Genomic DNA, 16,653 nt, shown 5'->3' on the forward strand with positions numbered 1-16,653 from the left:
CGATGGAACAACTCACCGTCAAAACAAAAAACACTTCATACGACGTTCACATTGGCGAAGAGGTATACGAGCTCTTTGCCACGGAGTACAAAGAGTTACTGCATAATGCAGATAAAGTCGGGGTTTTTGCAGATGCGACAGCGGCCTCATATCACTTGGATAAACTTGAACAAGCATTAAAAGCAGCCGGGATTGACTATGAGCTGCATATCCTTCCAGCGGGAGAAGAGAGTAAAACCCCAATAATTTTCATGAGTTGCCACTCGTTTTTGCTGCAGCATAATTTCACTAGACAATCTGTGCTTATTGCATTCGGTGGAGGAGCTTGTGGTGACTTGACTGGATTTGTCGCTGCAACCTTTATGAGGGGGATTCCATTCCTCCAATGCCCGACAACGATACTTGCTCATGATAGTGCTGTAGGCGGTAAAACTGCTATTAACATGCCAGAAGGTAAAAATATGGTCGGGGCATTTCATCAGCCGGCTGGTGTTCTATTCCAGCCTGATCTATTTACGACCCTAGCAAAACGGGAAATACGCTCTGGCATGGCTGAGCTCCTAAAACATGCATTGATATCAGATGCTGACTGGACGGAGTCATTGCTTTTGAATTCTGACTTCCCGCACTTTTCTGCGGACGTGTTAACATCTGAGCTTATAAAAGGGATTCAAGTTAAAGCTGATATTGTTTCACAAGACGAATTTGAACAAGATATGCGTAAGTTTTTGAACTTCGGTCATACTCTTGGTCATGCCGTAGAAGCATATTTTGGATTTGGTAAAGTCAGTCATGGGGAGTGTGTCATGATCGGTATGGCGTATAGTCTTTTGTTAAGTGAAACCTATGGCGATATCACACCGGAATTCACACATAGGTTTATTCGCTTTGCTGATCATGCAGGATATCCAATACAGGCAATTTTGGAAGTTGAATTCAGTGCACTGTTACCTTTCATGAAAAAGGATAAAAAAGTGTCCTCAGGAGAATTGGTCTTTGTTTTACTCAAGAGTCTTGGAAATCCATTTGCTCAAAAAGTTTCTGAAGAACAATGCGAACACTCATTTTATGAACTGATTTCGCGTATAAAGGGGGAAGTGCAAACATGACAGTAAGAGGCGTAAGGGGTGCGACAACCGTAAGTCAGGATGACCAACAAGCTGTTTTAGAAGCAACCGAGCTATTAGTTCAAACAATGGCTAATGAAAATAATTTAGAGGCCGAAGACATCGTTTCTGTGCTAATCTCTACAACTGTCGACGTACAATCCGCATTTCCTGCAAAAGCGGTACGTACAATAGAAGGTTGGACATATGTTCCTGTGATGTGTATGCATGAAATGGACGTATCTGGGGGGATGCCACTGTGTATACGTGTACTCATGCATGTCAACACAGAGGTTGCGCAGCAAGATATCATTCATATCTATCAAAATGATGCAGTGAAACTTAGACCCGATCTTAAGAAATAGGTCATCATACAGGAGGAGATCGCACATGAATTGGAAACCAGCACTAGCAACTATGAAGCCGTATAAACCAGGTAGATCTATTGAAGAGGTACAAAAGGAATTCGGCTTAGAAGAACTTGTAAAGCTAGCTTCTAACGAAAATCCTTATGGTTGTGCTCCTTCGGTACGTAAACTTTTAGCGAATCCAGAGATTCAGATTGAAATGTATCCTGAGACCGGTGCTCCTCCACTCAAAACGAAACTTGCAGAAAAATTAGGAGTGGATGAATCTAATGTCATCCTAGGAAATGGATCAGATGATCTTATTACGATTATTTGTCGTACACTCTTAACAAGTGAGTCGAATACGGTAATGCCAACACCATCATTTCCGCAATATGGACACAATGCAAGAATTGAAGGAGCGGAAGTACGTGAAGTTCCGTTAGTGGGTGGTCAACACGATCTTAAACAATTCTTACAAGAAATCGATTCGGCAACATCGGTTATCTGGATCTGTAGCCCAAACAATCCTACAGGTGACTTGATCCCATCTAATAGCTTGAAAAAGTTTTTAGATGAAGTGCCTAGAACGATCTTGACTGTTTTGGATGAAGCATACTTTGAATACATAACTGAGGAGAGTTATGAGGATCCGATTCAATGGCTATCTGAATACCCGAATCTCATGATTTTGCGGACATTCTCGAAAGCATACGGTCTCGCCTCCTTCCGTGTTGGATATGGAATCGCTTCTTCTGAAGTTATTACTGAGCTCAACAAAGTTAGAAATCCATTTAATACAAGTTCTCTATCTCTCCTTGTTGCTGAAAAAGCTTTGGAAGACCAGACTTTCATTGATGAATGTCGTCTTGAAAATGGGAAACAGCGAAAGCGTTTTGAAGAATTTGCAAGGGAGAATGATTTGGCCATTAATCCATCTGAAGCGAACTTTGTCCTAATTGAAGTCCCTATAAATGCAAATGAAGCATCAAATCAGTTAATGCAACTTGGCTATATCGTACGAAGTGGAGATCTACTTGGAACGCCTAATCGAATTCGTGTGACTATCGGTTCTGAAGAGCAAAATACTGGTTTTTTCAAAGCGTTCGAAACACTATTGACAAACAGAGGTTAAACCTATGACAACTAACGTATCTATCATTGGACTAGGGCTGATCGGTGGATCCCTAGCATTAGCGTTGAAACGAAATCCTGATGTCGTAATTACGGGATTTGATCGTTCCTATAAATCGGCGGATGAAGCTTATCGAAGAGGTATAATTGACTCCGTCGCACCTTCAGTCAAAGCGGCAGCAAAAGAAGCAGATTTCCTCATATTTGCTGTGCCTGTTGCGGCAACTGCGCAACTATTACAGGAAGCAGTATCGTGGGAGATGAAACCAACTGTAATTGTAAGTGATACTGGAAGCACCAAACAACCGATCATGAGTGCTGCAAGTGGTTTGATCGACAAAGGAATTACCTTTATTGGAGGACATCCGATGGCGGGGTCACATAAAAGTGGAATTTCGGCAGCTATCGAGCATCTATTTGAAAACGCCTATTATGTGCTGACTCCTGTAGAAAGTTGTCATTCAGGTGATCTCGAACGCATGAAAACACTGTTAACAGTGACACAAGGGAAATTAGCCGTGCTAGGTGCATCTGAGCATGATCAGATGACTGCAGTAGTTAGTCACTTCCCTCATATTATCGCATCCTCTCTCGTGAACCTGCTTTCTTACCAAGAACAACAACAGCCCTTTGTGCGAAGACTTGCTGCTGGTGGTTTCCGAGATCTTACACGGATTGCATCGGCGGATCCGGTTATGTGGCGGGATATCACTGTTCAGAACAAAGAAGAGTTAGTAGGTCAGTTAGATAGATGGCTGTCTGAAATGCATACGGTACGAGAAATGCTAACTGACAATGACCCAAGTACGATTCAACAATTTTTCGATCAAGCGAAACAGTTTCGCGACAATCTTCCTTCGGTTACAAAGGACGAAGCTCAAGGCGCTCTGTATATGCAGTTCGACCTTCATATAGATGTCCCCGATCATCCGGGAGTGATTTCTGAAATCACACGTATTTTGGCTGTGAAAGAGATTAGTTTGACTAATATTCGTATCGTTGAAACTCGGACTGATGTATATGGAATTCTCGTCATCAGCTTCCGTTCTGCAGCGGAACGGAATAATGCTGCACAAGTGCTTGAGAAAGAAACTGAGTACTCTATGCAAATACTTTGACGGAGGCGCATTTTATGGAGAAAATAGATAAGATTACAGCTTCCTTTGAAGGAGGCTCATTGAATGGTACTTTACAAGTTCCAGGTGATAAATCGATTTCGCATCGCGCCGTCATGCTCGGTGCTATTGCAAAGGGTACAACGAATATAAGTGGTTTTCTTGCCGGCGAAGATTGTCTTTCAACAATCCGTATTTTCTCCCAGCTCGGAGTGAATATTGTGAGAAGTGGAACAAATGTAACCGTTAAAAGTCCAGGAATCACGGCGTGGAAAAATCCGGATGAAGCATTGGACGCTGGAAATTCCGGGACCACAGCTAGATTATTGCTAGGAATTCTCGCAGGATCGAAGGTAACTGCTGAAATTACAGGTGATCGTTACTTATGTAAGCGACCGATGCGTCGTGTCACAACACCATTGACTGAAATGGACGCTAAATTTGAGAGTGATCATGTAGCAGGAACGTTACCGTTAACGGTGAAAGGTTCTCCTCTCAAAGCCATGTCTTATGAAATGCCTATTGCCAGTGCACAAGTGAAATCCGCTCTATTATTTGGAGGTTTTTCAGCAGATGGGACTACAGTTGTTACTGAAAAAGCTATCTCACGTGACCATACTGAACGTATGCTTCAACAGTTTGGAGCGAAAGTCCAAACAGAAGGAACCTCAGTGTCAATTGTTGGTGGACAGTCCTTACAAGCGTGTGATGTGAAAGTGCCTGGCGACATTTCTTCTGCTGCCTTTTTTATGTGTGCAGCGGCAATGGTTCCGGGAAGTACCATTACTTTTAAAGATGTCGGACTCAATCCCACTCGCACGGGGATTGTAGATGTATTGAAAGAGATGGGAGCTAAAGTATCTATTGAGCATGAGGTTGAAGTGGAAGGTGAACCCTATGGAGAGCTCACAGTAGAAACGTCCGACTTACGTGCGATTGAAATTAGTGGTTCTCTAATACCGAGATTGATTGACGAGTTACCTGTAATTGCATTACTTGCAACTCAAGCAAAAGGGATCACGATTATTAAGGACGCTGAGGAACTTCGGGTGAAAGAGACGGACAGGATCGAAGCGGTTTGCTCTGAACTACAAAAGCTAGGTGCATCCATCGAACCGACGCCTGACGGGATGCGTGTTACAGGTCCAACAAAACTAAATGGTGCAACACTTAGCTCTCACGGTGATCATCGATTAGGAATGATGGCTGCCATTGCATCATTAGTGACTGAAGGGCCTGTACAGATTGAAGATGCTTCCTGTATTAATGTTTCCTATCCTGGATTTTTCGAACATCTTAATTCGTTGACTCGATCGAAACACTAATGGACTTATTGTATACAACGTGTTAAAAAAGGAGAAACTATGGAGCAGGTACAACAGTTAGAAAACATGATTATGAATGGCGAGTTGCAAGCTATTGAAAAAACGGTTGAGCAACTCTCGAAAAGCACTGAGTTTGATGCGGTTTATGACAGTGCAACTCTTCTAATGGAGTACGGTCTCGTTCCTCAAGCGGATCAGTTATATGATGCTTTACTCGCCCACATGCCGGATGCCGGTCAACTGAAAATCGATCGAGCAGAAGCAATGATGGCGTTGGGAAGAGAAGACGAGGCGCTGTTACTCTTGACGGATATACAGAAAGAAGAAGAAGAGTATCTGCAAGCACTTTTATTGCTAGCCGATTATTATCAAACGGTTGGAATGGCAGAAGTTGCATTATCTAAAATTGATGAAGCAGCGGAGCTTGCACCAGAAGAGCCGGTCATCCGTTTTGCGAAAGCAGAACTTCTGCTGGAGAGTGGTAAATATTCAGAAGCTGTTCGTCTTTACTTGAAACTGAGAGAACGGGGAGTCGATGAAGTTGGTGGCACATCCCTTGAATCGCGGATTGCAGAAGCATACAGTGCCGGTGGTGCGTATGAAGAAGCAGTTCCTTATTACGAGTCTCTACTAAAGCATGGGAATGTACATCCCGACACGCTTTTCGGTGCAGCATATAGCCAATACCAAAGTGGAAATTCTCAACCAGCGCTGAATCATTTAGATCAGTTAATTGAAATGGATCCTGACTATTTTTCTGCATATATGCTGGCGGGGCAGGCAAGTCTATTACTAGATGAAAGTGAAAAAGCGTTCTCTTTCTTTAAAGAAGGGATACGAAGAGACGAATTCGACAAAGAGCTGCATCTTGCGGCGGGTAAAATTGCACTGAAGCTAGGTCTACCTGAAGATGCAGAGCGCTATTTGGGAGATGCACTAGCTTTAGATCCCGAGTACGTAGAAGCTCGCATTTCACTAGCTTCTTTGTTCGAACAACGAGAACAACACGATAACCTACTGGAACTTCTTCAAGATGCATCTGAAGAACAGTTGGAAATCCCTTTACTTGCTGCATTCAAAGCATATGCTGAGGAGAATCTAGAACGTTATGCGGAGGCATACGATTCTTACGTTCAGGCATACACTGGCATGAAGGAAGATCCGGAATTTCTAGAAAGATACGCTAAGTTTCTACTAGAAGAAGGGAAACGACCGGAAGCGATGAACATTGTAAAGGAACTGGTGAAGCTTGTACCGGATCATCCTGAATGGACATCATTTCTAGAGGATCAGGAAGAAGAGGAGGCGTAAGATGGAAGCCATGATTCCTGTCGCTGCCAAAAAGGATTTCATTAGGTGGTTTTTAAAGCGCTATCGTTTAAAGCGCCGGGAATGTGTCTGGATTTTGAATTACTTATTAAGCCATGAGAAGATTTTGAGAAATGTTCATTTTACAAACGACGCACATTTTTGTCCGCGAGCGATGGTGATTTCGACAACTGACTCGAATGGTGTGCCTTTCAGATTTTACAAAGGGAGTCTAATGACAACAGATGCGGAGAAATCGTTTCATGATTTGCGTTTGCATCCGGATGAAAAAATGTTCATTCAGCTTAACTTCCTAAAGAGCAACAGCTCGCCACATTATGCGAGTGTGCTTGAAGAGAATCCGTATTTTCCAATGGATCAGCAAGTCAGTGAGCGGGATCGACAGATTGCAAAACAGTTGTTACATGAAAGTGTAACAACGATGACTAAAGAAACATTGATGAAGTATGTAGATGAAGCCCTTGATGCAAATGATGAGAAACAATTTTTGGCTTTATCAGCGATGTTGAACGAGTTGAAAGTATTTGAAGAGCGGTGACTCCATCATTGTGATGGAGTCATTCTTCACTAGGAAAGGTTGGATACAATGAATTGGAATGCTTCAGATATGAATCTGTTTTTGCAACAAAAAGAATACATAGATACGTTGGTCGTCCCTCTTATAAAAGTTGAAACAGTTGAAGAGAGGATGAAAGCAAGCGCATCCTCAACAGACTTTTTAATGAACTTAGTAGACTATATTGAATTACAGTTTAAAGGGAGAATCATGGTAGCACCCCCTTTTGCTTACACACCTTCAATGGACATTCAGCAATTCGGTGGAATGCTTTCAACAGACTTAACAAAATCCCCATTTAAACACGTTTTTTATGTTACAACGGATTCTGCATGGACAAGCATTGACATTCAAGAAAAAGTGTTATGGTTGCCTTCCATTCCGATTGAAAATATGGATGATCGGTTAAAACAATCCATTTTGGAAGACCAATTAAAGCAGCTACTGCCGCGGTTTACGGAAGAATGGATAAAATAGGCAATTAATAGAAGGATTTGTGAATTGTAACTGAGAAAAATTCATTATTTGTTCACAAACAGAAAACGCATTTAAATGCAACGTTGAATTTCAAGTGGTGGTAGGATATTATAGATATGTCCTAGTATTAACAATTAGCAAAAGTATGTCCGTTGGACTGACTTTGGAGTAAGAGGAGGGAAATGAATGAGCAGCAAAGTGTCTAGACGCCAATTCCTTAACTACACATTGATGGGTGTCGGTGGATTCATGGTTTCAGCAGCAGCAATGCCGATGATTCGCTTTGCAATTGACCCGGTATTAGCATCAGCGGATGGTGGAGATTATATCCCTACTGAACAAAAAGCGGATGATGTGACTGAAACGCCAGTTCGTGTCGATTATACGATCAAAGACCGTAAAGATGCTTGGTACAAATCAGACGTTTCAAACACTGCTTGGGTCTATAGAGATGGCGATAAAATTATCGCACTATCCCCTGTTTGTAAACACCTAGGCTGTACTGTGAACTGGGCAGGCGACGATACGCATCCTAATCAGTATTTCTGTCCATGCCATGCAGGTCGTTATGAAAAAAATGGTAAAAACGTAGCTGGAACTCCACCATTGGGTCCACTTGACCAGTATGAAGTGGAAGTTATTGACGGTTATGTCCACCTCGGTAAAACAATGCCGAACACATTAGTCTAATTAGTCAGGGGGTACAATCAAATTGATGAACAAAATTTATGATTGGGTCGATGAACGGCTTGATATCACTCCTATTTGGCGCGATATCGCTGATCATGAAGTACCTGAACACGTAAACCCCGCACATCATTTTTCTGCATTCATCTATTGTTTCGGAGGATTGACATTCTTCGTCACGGTAATCCAAATCTTGTCTGGTATGTTCCTAACGATGTATTACACTCCAGATATTGAAAATGCTTGGAAATCCGTTTATTATCTTCAAAATGAAGTTGCATACGGAGAAATCGTGCGTGGTATGCACCACTGGGGAGCCTCTCTCGTAATTGTAATGATGTTCCTACATACATTACGTGTATTCTTCACAGGTGCCTATAAAAAGCCTCGTGAATTGAACTGGGTTGTCGGCGTACTATTGTTCGTTGTCATCTTAGGTCTTGGATTCACTGGATACTTATTGCCATGGGATATGAAAGCACTATTTGCTACAAAAGTAGGAATTGAGATTGCAGCTTCTGTTCCGTTTATAGGTGAGTGGATTAAGATCCTTCTTGCAGGTGATGCTACGATTCTTGGAGCACAAACGCTAACGCGTTTCTTTGCGATCCACGTATTCTTCCTGCCTGCAGCACTTCTTGGATTGCTCGCAGCACACTTTATCATGATCAGAAGACAAGGTATTTCCGGACCATTGTAAAATATAAGGAAATCCTTGATTTCTCACTAAGGAGGGAACAAGATGCAGCACGGAAAAGGTATGAAATTCGTTGGAGATTCACGTATTAAAACGAATAGAATGTCCAACACACCTAAAGACTATTCCGAATATCCGGGTAAGACGGAAGCCTTCTGGCCAAACTTCCTCTTGAAAGAGTGGATGATTGGAGCAATTTTCTTAACTGGGTATTTGATTATTACATTAGCGCATCCATCACCGCTTGAGCGACAAGCGGATCCGACCGATACGACATATATTCCTCTTCCTGACTGGTATTTCTTGTTTATGTACCAGTTGCTGAAGTATGAATTTGCATCCGGTCCATTTAACGTCATTGGAGCTATCGTGGTTCCAGGACTTGCTGTTGGTGCACTTATGCTCGTTCCATTCATGGATACTTCTAAAGAACGTCGTCCATGGAAACGTCCGTTGCCAACAGGTTTTATGCTTTTAGCTTTCGCAGCTATCTTCTACCTAACATGGGAATCAGTTGCAAACCATGACTGGGAAAAAGCGGCAGCACAAGGTAAAATCGTTGAAGAGGTTGAATTTGATACTGAAGCCGAGGGATATAAAATCTACCAAGGCTCAAGTTGTATCAACTGTCACGGTGATCAGTTCCAAGGTGGATTGGGTCTTCCACTAACAGATACTGGACTTTCACCAGAAGAAATTGAAAAAATCGCCCATGATGGTATTGGTACAATGCCTGCAGGTCAATGGGAAGGTTCAGACGAAGACTTGGCGACTATGGCTGAGTTCATCTCGAATCTAGGAAAAGAATAACTTAAAGGAGTCAGGAAACTGACTCCTTTTTTGATACATATAAATGGATTCTGCAATGTATGGAGTGAAGGGTATGCAATTTGCACTAACTTGGATACGAATGATTCTGTTCAACAAATCGTTCCTATGGATTTTATTGTTCATCAATATCATTGGAACTGTATACGGGTATGATTGGTACATGTGGCAACTTGAAATCACAGATCCGATTTATTGGATATTCGTACCCGACAGCCCGACCGCCAGTTTGTTTTTCTGCTTTGCTATCATCGGCTGGTTACTGAATACGAATTTCAAATTGTTTGAAGCTCTCGCTCTCATTACTCTTGTGAAATATGGGATATGGGCTGTAGTTATGAATCTGCTGACATTGAACGAAGTGGGCTCAATTGGTCCTGCTGGATGGATGCTTGTTATTTCACATGGGGCGATGGCTCTTCAGGGAGTATTGTATTGGAATAAGTACAAATTCGGGATGATTTCGATTTTAATAGCCGCTGTTTGGACGTTGCATAATGACGTAATCGATTATGTCTTTGGACAGATGCCAATCTATGGGGACCTGATGAAGATGATGGATACCATAGGCTACTTCACGTTTTGGTTATCCATTGTTTGTATTTTACTTGCGGTATGGAATTGGAAGCGTCGTCATAAAATTGTAACAGAGCTAATCCAATAAGTATCTTAAAAGTTGCGAGTCACTTTCAAGCACACTAGAATAGGGAGTAGGGAAAGGGTGAGGACCGTTGAATTTCTTAGTGTATTTAGGCATCATAATTTTGTTGCCATTGTATGCACAGTTCAAAGTAAAAAGTACGTATAACAAGTATTCAAAAGTTCGTTCAACATCTGGAATGACTGGTGCACAAGTCGCTCGTCTAATCTTAGACCACAATGGCCTACAAGATGTAAAAGTCGTAGAAACTCAAGGAGTTTTGAGCGATCACTACAATCCAGTAACTAAAATCGTTGCATTATCGAGTCAAAACTATCACGAGGCATCTGTCGCTGGAACAGCTGTAGCCGCTCACGAAGTCGGTCACGCCATCCAAGACAAGGAAGCTTATGCGTTCCTTAGATTTAGACATCGCCTCGCTCCTGTAGCTGGAATCACTTCTAACGCAAGTTGGTTGTTTATCATGGCGGGTCTGATTTTCTCAAGCATGAACAGTTTACTCGGAATCGGAATCATCATGATGGCAGTCGGAGTGGTATTCCAGATTGTCACGCTTCCAGTAGAGTTCAATGCCTCGAGTAGAGCGATGACTCAAATTGTTGAGCTAGGAATCATTCGAAACGAAGAAGAACCCCATGCGAAAAAAGTTTTAAGTGCAGCCGCAATGACATACGTTGCAGCAGCTGCTGTTGCTGTACTTGAATTGCTACGTCTTGTAACAATTTTCTTAAACCGTGACTAAACAAAAAAATGCCCACGCTAAATTTTAGCGTAGGGCATTTTTCATCTTGGAATCGGTTGTTTCTTATCGTCTAACGTGAAGCCTTCTCCCATCACATCATGGACATCAGAAACGGAGACAAATGCATGTGGATCGATTGAGGTGATAATATTCTTCATCCTCATAATTTCGTTCTTCGCGATGACACAGTACAAAATACTACGATCCGCTTTTGTGAAGTGGCCATACCCTTTAAACACTGTCACTCCACGGTCCATCTCAAGAGCAATCTTAGTTGCAATCGCATCTTGATGATCCGAGATGATAAACGCCCCTCTTGCGGCATATGCGCCCTCTTGAACAAAGTCAATGACTCGAGCACCGACAAATAACGCAACTAGCGTGTACATGACTGAACGATGATCTAGATACACATACCAAGAGACCAGAATAACCACAGCATCGAACATGAACATCGTTTTCCCAATGCTCCATCCCCAATGGATTTGGGCGAGCCGCGCAATAATGTCTACACCACCTGTAGTACCTCCGAATCTAAAGATGATTCCAAGTCCCACACCGATAAAGATACCTGCGAATAACGATACAAGGAACATGTCTCCCTCAAGATGGATATCGATTTGATACTTCATGAACACCTTTAGAAAAACAGAGACGGCAATTGTCCCTACGACGGTATAGGTGAATATACGCTTTCCGAGCATGCGCCATCCTATGATGAACATAGGGATGTTAAGTACTAAGTTCATAATGGCAGGGTCCCATTTGAAAGCAAAAAAGAGAATTAATGTAATACCTGTAAATCCGCCTTCTGCTAACTCGTTTTGAATATTAAAATGAACGAGTCCAAAGCTGAAAATGGCAGCTCCGAGTACAATGAAAAACAAATTTTTAAACTTTATATCCTTGAACATCTCATCACTCTCCTAAAAGCACTAGTGTTATTATCAGTCATCCAATATATTTTGACAACAGGAAGATGAATGAATACGATAAGTAAAGAAAGGTGTGAGCGACAATGAGTGAATCGAAAACGATGAAAGCAATGCAAAAAGAGGTAGATGCATACATTTCAAGCTTTAAAGAAGGATACTTTCCGCCAATGGAGCTCATAGCCCGTTTGACAGAAGAACTAGGTGAGTTATCCCGTGAAGTTCAGCATGTACATGGTATGAAGAAAAAGAAGAGTTCTGAAAGCGCGAGCACTTTAACTGAAGAGACAGGTGATTTGTTATTTGTACTCATTTGTTTTGCGAATGCTCAAGGAATTGAGTTGACGGAGGCATTGGATACTGTTCTTAATAAGTTTAAAACGCGTGACGCAGACCGCTGGACCAAAAAGGAGGAAATGAAATGACAATCCGTGTCGCAATCGCAGGTGCCCGTGGACGAATGGGAAGTACTGCAGCAGCAGCAATTAATGAAGCTCAAGATATGGAGTTTGTAGGAGCACTTGACTATAAATACGATGGTTGGTACATAAATGAGGGTACACTTATAGAGCATTCACCTGGAGTTCAAGTATATACTTCTATTGCAAAATTGGCAGAAGTTGCGAGGCCGGATGTACTTCTCGATTTAACGGATCCGGAAGCAGTCTTTCCAAATGCTCAAAAAGCGCTGACTTTGGGTATACGTCCTGTTATTGGAACATCAGGTTTGACACTGGAAGAAATCGATCAGTTGAAAATGTTGAGCGAACAAAAAGAACTATCTTGTATTTTAGCTCCTAACTTCTCAATTGGTGCAGTTTTGATGATGAAGTTTGCTGCGCAAGCCGCTCATTATCTAGGGGATGTTGAAATTATCGAAATGCATCATGACCGAAAGTTGGATGCTCCTTCAGGGACTGCGGTTAAAACAGCTGATATGATTTCGAGCGTAAGGACACCGCACCTACAGGGGCATCCAGACGAACAAGTGAACGCTTATGGCGCAAGAGGGGCTGACGTCCAAGGTATGAAGATCCACAGTGTCCGTTTGCCTGGATTGCTTGCACACCAGCAAGTGTTACTTGGTGGTGAAGGTGAGTTATTATCCATCCGCCACGATTCGTTCGACCGCAAAAGCTTCATGCCAGGTGTTCTTCTTGCCGTGCGTGAGTCTATGAGTCAACATCAATTTATCAATGGGTTAGAAGAACTCATCTAAAATGTTGAACAAAAGAGTGTGATGCACTCTACAAGTTAGTTGTTTGTAGGAGAGCAAAATAGAAGGACTTTTACGCGTGACATCGAACTCACTGTGTTTTAATTGGATTGAAATCGAGCCTTTCGGAAATCATTCGACTGGAGCGATAACCAAGGGCACTATACATTTGTAAATAACGTAATGAAATCTTAATAAGTAAGGGATGATGGGATGGAACGATTAAAAATAGGTGTCATTTGCTATCCATCCTTAGGAGGATCGGGAGTAGTAGCTACGGAGCTCGCTATTAAAATGGCTGCAAAAGGTCATGAAATTCACTTTATAACGTCTAGCCTTCCGTTTAGATATAACGAACCTCATGAGAATATCCATTTCCATGAGGTAAGGATCGATGGATATGCAGTATTCAAGTATCCTCCGTATGATATCGCTCTTGCAAATCGAATCGGTCAAGTCGTTGAGGAGCATCAGTTAGATTTGCTTCATGTTCATTATGCGGTTCCTCATGCAGTGTCAGCAGTGTTGGCGAAAGACATGATTCAATCGGATATCGGTATTATTACGACGTTACATGGTACGGATGTGACGATTCTTGGACACGATCCAGCACTACGCAATACAGTTAAATATGGAATTGATAAGTCTGATATTACAACAGCGGTTTCTGACTCACTACGTAAAGAAACCATAGAGCTAATAGAGCCTACCAAAGATATTATAACCATCTATAACTTCATCGATGAAGATACGTACCATCCTGTTGAATGTGGATCTTTACGTGAGGACTTCGATATTAAGAAGGATGAAAAAGTAGTCATTCATATATCAAATTTTAGAAGTGTCAAGAGAATTCCAGATCTGATTCGTGCATTTGCGAAGATTGTAGAAAAAGTTCCCTCCAAACTTTTATTAGTTGGAGAGGGTCCTGAGGTTCCAAGAATTCGTAGGTTGGTGGACATGCTTGGCGTTACTGAAAAAGTAATTTTTACCGGAAAACGTGATGACTTGCCAGAACTTTTATCATTCAGTGATGTCATGGTACTTCCTTCTGAAAAAGAGGCATTCGGACTTGTGTTATTAGAAGGGTTCGCATGTGGAGTTCCTGCAGTCGGTACAAAGGCAGGAGGAATTCCTGAAGTGATTGAAGAGGGGATTAATGGTCATATAGTGCCTATAGGTGACCCGGATGCGATTGCAGAAAAAACGCTCCGTATTTTGAGTGACAGCGATGTTCATCAACAGATGAAAGAGAACGCGATGAAAACTGTAAAAGGGAAGTTCGCATCTGACACCATCGTCGCACAATATGAAAAGCTTTATTATGACTTGCAAAAGAAGGAATGCTAATATGTTTGGAACTACTAAAAGCCGTACAGTCATCACTCGTTTAAACGAATTTGGGTATGAAGCCGTTTTTGTAGGAGGAGCTGTACGGGACTTTCTTCTTGGGAAAGAACCAACAGATATCGATATTGCCACTTCAGCGACCCCTGACCAAGTAAAATCTGTTTTCAAGAACACAATAGACCTCGGAACAGAGCATGGCACCGTATTGGTGATCGAATCAGGCGAACCGATTGAAGTGACGACCTATCGTACGGAAGGAACGTATTCAGATAATCGCAGACCGGATGAAGTCCATTTTGTAACTTCTCTAGAAGAAGATTTGAAAAGACGAGATTTTACTATCAATGCCCTCGCTCTTCGAATGGACGGAGAAGTAGTAGATCCTTTTAATGGTAGGGAAGATTTGTCGACTAAAACAATCCGGGCCGTTGGGAATGCAAGTGAACGCTTTAATGAGGACGCGCTTCGAATGATTCGGGCAGTCCGGTTTGTATCTGTACTTGGATTTGAATTGGAATCCTCGACAAAAGAATCGATTACAGCCCTGGCCAGTACTATTAAAACTCTCTCTGTTGAGCGGATTAAAAGCGAGTTCGATAAATTGTTTCAAGGTAAATTTGCTCACGATGCTTTGAAGTTACTAGCAGAAACAAATTTGTCAGAGGCACTTCCTTTATTCCCTAAGCGGCAAGATACATGGTTACAGTGTGCTCCATTCCGAAATTCACTTGAGGGGTGGGCGTCATTGATGATTGCTGGTGACTTCGATGCATCCGAGGTCGTAAGAGCATATAAATTATCAAACAAGGAACGGTTGTATTTGAAATCGATACAAAAGTTCTTTGATATTAGACAACAGCGCGCTTATACAATCGATGATTATTACGCATCCGAGTATTCGACGTTGGTGTCTGTTGAAAAGATGATAGTTGCTTTCACATATCAAGTAACAATCGATGAAAACGAGATCGAGAAAGCAATGAATGGGTTACCGATCCATTCCAAGCAAGAATTAGCTGTGAAAGGTGAACAACTGATGGAATGGACAGATAAAAAAGCAGGAAGATGGCTAGGAGAGGCGATTCAAGCCATTGAGCACGCTGTCCTACATCAAGTAATTCCGAACGAACAGAATGCGATAAAGGAATGGTTTTTACATGAATACGAATGTAAAAAGTGAGTTGCTAAAAAGAATGTCAGCAGGTAAAGATAATCCAGTGTCAGGACAACAATTGGCAGATGAGTATGGTGTATCCCGCACCGCCATCTGGAAATATGTAAAAGAACTTGAAAGTGAAGGGTATGAAATTGGCTCGATTCGAAAAAGAGGGTATTATTTAATCGACTCACCAGATACAGTAGGTCCTGCGGCGGTTCAACAGTTTTTGCAAACTGAAAACTACGGACGCAACATTCGTCATGTTGAATCGTGCCCATCGACACAGATACTTGCACACGAAGAAGCCCAAAATGGTGCACCCGACGGGACTGTTATTATTGCTGATGAGCAAACCGCCGGTAAAGGGAGACTGTCACGCCCTTGGTCTTCTGTAGCTGGGAAGGGGATCTGGATGAGCGTCATTACACGACCCAGGTTAACCCCGCAGCAAGCACCTCAAATGACTCTTGTGGCTGCAGTCGCTATTGTACGTGCTATCGAAGAGCTGACGGATGTCACGCCGACTATAAAATGGCCGAATGACATTTTGGTGGACGGTCGTAAACTAACAGGGATTCTAACAGAGCTTCAAGCAGATCCGGATCGTGTAAAAGCCATCATTCTTGGTATCGGCATGAACGTTAATCAGCAGTCAGAAGATTTCCCTGAAGAGATTCGTTCAATCGCTACATCTCTTTGTATTGAAGAAGGGCAACCGGTTAGCCGTGCAAAATTGGCGGCAAAAGTCTTGGATTATTTAGAATTATACGTTGCGCTATACGTCGAAAAAGGATTCGCCCCCATTAAACTCCTTTGGGAAAGCTACGCAGACTCCATCGGCAAACGTGTTCGCATCTCGACGCTGCAAGACACCTATGAAGCGACTGCTAGAGGTATTTCAGAAGACGGACGTCTTGAAGTAGTGCTTGACGATGGAACCATACGAGGAATCTATTCAGCTGATATTCACATTATCTGAACAATTAAAAACC

19 protein-coding genes are annotated in these 16,653 nt (G+C 42.2%); 18 read left to right on the forward strand and 1 reads right to left on the reverse strand.

Features of this window, described 5'->3' with window-relative positions:
* The first annotated feature begins 2 nt into the window (after nt 1–2).
* The 13 genes from aroB (at nt 3) to ACR65F_RS11570 (ending at nt 11,004) form a co-directional block, all read left to right on the forward strand.
* Complete coding sequence (gene aroB / locus ACR65F_RS11510; RefSeq protein ID WP_440504481.1) at nt 3–1,109, forward strand: 3-dehydroquinate synthase; 1,107 nt, start codon at nt 3–5, stop codon at nt 1,107–1,109.
* Nucleotides 1,106–1,471, forward strand: a complete 366-nt coding sequence (gene aroH / locus ACR65F_RS11515; protein WP_039041774.1) for a chorismate mutase — start codon at nt 1,106–1,108, stop codon at nt 1,469–1,471. The genes aroB and aroH overlap by 4 nt, the downstream gene beginning before the upstream one ends.
* A gap of 25 nt (nt 1,472–1,496) precedes the next feature.
* Nucleotides 1,497–2,588, forward strand: coding sequence for a histidinol-phosphate transaminase (gene hisC, locus ACR65F_RS11520; protein ID WP_440504482.1), 1,092 nt, complete (start codon nt 1,497–1,499; stop codon nt 2,586–2,588).
* Nucleotides 2,589–2,592: 4 nt separating this feature from the next.
* Nucleotides 2,593–3,705 (forward strand): prephenate dehydrogenase, encoded by a 1,113-nt coding sequence (locus ACR65F_RS11525; RefSeq protein WP_440504483.1) that lies wholly within the window; start codon nt 2,593–2,595, stop codon nt 3,703–3,705.
* Between the two features lie 14 nt (nt 3,706–3,719).
* Nucleotides 3,720–5,027, forward strand: coding sequence for a 3-phosphoshikimate 1-carboxyvinyltransferase (gene aroA / locus ACR65F_RS11530; protein WP_440504484.1), 1,308 nt, complete (start codon nt 3,720–3,722; stop codon nt 5,025–5,027).
* 39 nt (nt 5,028–5,066) lie between these two features.
* The gene (locus ACR65F_RS11535) at nt 5,067–6,338 is read left to right on the forward strand and encodes a tetratricopeptide repeat protein (protein ID WP_039041771.1); all 1,272 of its coding nucleotides are present in this window, start codon (nt 5,067–5,069) and stop codon (nt 6,336–6,338) included.
* Nucleotide 6,339: 1 nt separating this feature from the next.
* Nucleotides 6,340–6,894, forward strand: a complete 555-nt coding sequence (locus ACR65F_RS11540) for a ReoY family proteolytic degradation factor (protein ID WP_039041770.1) — start codon at nt 6,340–6,342, stop codon at nt 6,892–6,894.
* Between the two features lie 48 nt (nt 6,895–6,942).
* The gene (locus tag ACR65F_RS11545) at nt 6,943–7,389 is read left to right on the forward strand and encodes a DUF2487 family protein (RefSeq protein WP_039041769.1); all 447 of its coding nucleotides are present in this window, start codon (nt 6,943–6,945) and stop codon (nt 7,387–7,389) included.
* 186 nt (nt 7,390–7,575) lie between these two features.
* The gene (locus ACR65F_RS11550) at nt 7,576–8,079 is read left to right on the forward strand and encodes a QcrA and Rieske domain-containing protein (RefSeq protein WP_039041768.1); all 504 of its coding nucleotides are present in this window, start codon (nt 7,576–7,578) and stop codon (nt 8,077–8,079) included.
* Between the two features lie 22 nt (nt 8,080–8,101).
* Entirely contained in the window at nt 8,102–8,776 is a 675-nt protein-coding gene (gene qcrB, locus ACR65F_RS11555; RefSeq protein WP_039041767.1) for a menaquinol-cytochrome c reductase cytochrome b subunit, read from the forward strand.
* 42 nt (nt 8,777–8,818) lie between these two features.
* Nucleotides 8,819–9,583, forward strand: a complete 765-nt coding sequence (locus ACR65F_RS11560; protein WP_440504485.1) for a c-type cytochrome — start codon at nt 8,819–8,821, stop codon at nt 9,581–9,583.
* Between the two features lie 73 nt (nt 9,584–9,656).
* On the forward strand, nt 9,657–10,265 hold the full coding sequence (gene lhaT / locus ACR65F_RS11565; protein ID WP_039041835.1) for a lipoprotein heptaprenylglyceryl N-acetyltransferase LhaT: 609 nt from the start codon (nt 9,657–9,659) through the stop codon (nt 10,263–10,265).
* Nucleotides 10,266–10,332: 67 nt separating this feature from the next.
* Nucleotides 10,333–11,004, forward strand: a complete 672-nt coding sequence (locus tag ACR65F_RS11570; protein WP_039041765.1) for a zinc metallopeptidase — start codon at nt 10,333–10,335, stop codon at nt 11,002–11,004.
* A gap of 41 nt (nt 11,005–11,045) precedes the next feature.
* Here the strand turns inward: ACR65F_RS11570 and ACR65F_RS11575 are convergent, their stop codons facing one another.
* Nucleotides 11,046–11,918, reverse strand: a complete 873-nt coding sequence (locus ACR65F_RS11575; RefSeq protein ID WP_039041764.1) for a YitT family protein — start codon at nt 11,916–11,918, stop codon at nt 11,046–11,048.
* Nucleotides 11,919–12,022: 104 nt separating this feature from the next.
* Between ACR65F_RS11575 and ACR65F_RS11580 the strand changes: the two genes are divergently transcribed.
* The 5 genes from ACR65F_RS11580 (at nt 12,023) to ACR65F_RS11600 (ending at nt 16,640) form a co-directional block, all read left to right on the forward strand.
* Complete coding sequence (locus ACR65F_RS11580; RefSeq protein ID WP_039041763.1) at nt 12,023–12,361, forward strand: nucleotide pyrophosphohydrolase; 339 nt, start codon at nt 12,023–12,025, stop codon at nt 12,359–12,361.
* Nucleotides 12,358–13,155 (forward strand): 4-hydroxy-tetrahydrodipicolinate reductase, encoded by a 798-nt coding sequence (gene dapB, locus ACR65F_RS11585; RefSeq protein WP_039041762.1) that lies wholly within the window; start codon nt 12,358–12,360, stop codon nt 13,153–13,155. Before ACR65F_RS11580 ends, dapB begins: the two co-directional genes overlap by 4 nt.
* Before the next feature lie 210 nt (nt 13,156–13,365).
* Nucleotides 13,366–14,502, forward strand: a complete 1,137-nt coding sequence (gene bshA / locus ACR65F_RS11590) for an N-acetyl-alpha-D-glucosaminyl L-malate synthase BshA (RefSeq protein ID WP_039041761.1) — start codon at nt 13,366–13,368, stop codon at nt 14,500–14,502.
* Between the two features lies 1 nt (nt 14,503).
* On the forward strand, nt 14,504–15,682 hold the full coding sequence (locus ACR65F_RS11595; protein ID WP_440504486.1) for a CCA tRNA nucleotidyltransferase: 1,179 nt from the start codon (nt 14,504–14,506) through the stop codon (nt 15,680–15,682).
* Nucleotides 15,660–16,640: a biotin--[acetyl-CoA-carboxylase] ligase gene (locus ACR65F_RS11600; RefSeq protein WP_125103681.1), complete on the forward strand. Its 981-nt coding sequence runs from the start codon at nt 15,660–15,662 to the stop codon at nt 16,638–16,640. The genes ACR65F_RS11595 and ACR65F_RS11600 overlap by 23 nt, the downstream gene beginning before the upstream one ends.
* Nucleotides 16,641–16,653 lie beyond the last annotated feature (13 nt).

Source organism: Sporosarcina sp. SAFN-010 (assembly GCF_059415065.1).